Here is a 1,053-nt window from a genome sequence, read left to right on the forward strand (position 1 = left end):
CCGCGGCTTCAACAAGACGCAGGGCGAACTGCTCGTGCTCGACGACGCGAACCTGTCGCTGCGCGAAGGCGAGATCGTCGGGCTGCTCGGCCGCTCCGGCTCGGGCAAGTCCACGCTGTTGCGAATCATTGCCGGGCTCATCGAGCCGACCGGCGGTGAGGTGACCTATCTCGGCAAGCCGCTGCGCGGCCCGGCCGAAGGCGTCGCGATGGTGTTCCAGACCTTCGCGCTGTTCCCGTGGCTGACCGTGCTGCAGAACGTGGAAGCCGGGCTGGAGGCGCTCGGCGTCGGCGCGCGCGAGCGGCGCGAGCGTGCGCTTGCCGCGATCGACCTGATCGGTCTCGACGGCTTCGAGAACGCGTATCCGCGCGAGTTGTCGGGCGGGATGCGCCAGCGCGTGGGCTTCGCGCGCGCGCTCGTCGTCGACCCGACGATCCTGCTGATGGACGAGCCGTTCTCGGCGCTCGACGTGCTGACGGCCGAGACGCTGCGTACCGACCTGCTCGACCTGTGGACGCAAGGCCGCATGCCGATCAAGTCGGTGCTGATCGTCACGCACAACATCGAGGAAGCGGTGTTCATGTGCGACCGCATACTCGTGCTGTCGTCGAACCCGGGCCGCGTGATCGCCGAGATCAAGGTGCCGTTCAAGCATCCGCGCAACCGGCTGGACCCGGCCTTCCGCAAGCTGGTCGACGACATCTACGCGAAGATGACCGCGCGCCAGACCGGCGAGGCGACGAAGAAGGGGCTGGAGCTCGGCAGCTGGCTGCCGCAGGTGTCGACCAACCTGATGGCCGGCCTGATCGAGACGCTCGCGATGGCGCCGTACCACGGCCGCGCGGACATGCCGGAAATCGCGCGCACGCTGCATCTGGAAGTGGACGACCTGTTCCCGATCGCCGAAGTGTTGCAGTACCTCGGTTTCGCGGACGTGCGGGAAGGCGACGTGTTCCTGACGCCGCCGGGGCGCGTGTTCGCGGAGTTCGGCACGCAGGAGCGCAAGCTGATGTTCGCGGATCACCTGCTGAAGCACGTGCCGCTCGCCGCGCG

1 protein-coding gene is annotated in these 1,053 nt (G+C 68.2%); it reads left to right on the plus strand.

The genetic code is table 11. The features are described 5' to 3' along the window. On the plus strand, nt 1-1,053 hold a 1,053-nt coding region (locus tag DIE21_RS36830), incomplete at both ends, for a nitrate/sulfonate/bicarbonate ABC transporter ATP-binding protein (RefSeq protein ID WP_148092781.1).

Source organism: Burkholderia sp. Bp9140 (genome assembly GCF_003853425.1).
Taxonomy (GTDB): Bacteria; Pseudomonadota; Gammaproteobacteria; order Burkholderiales; family Burkholderiaceae; genus Burkholderia.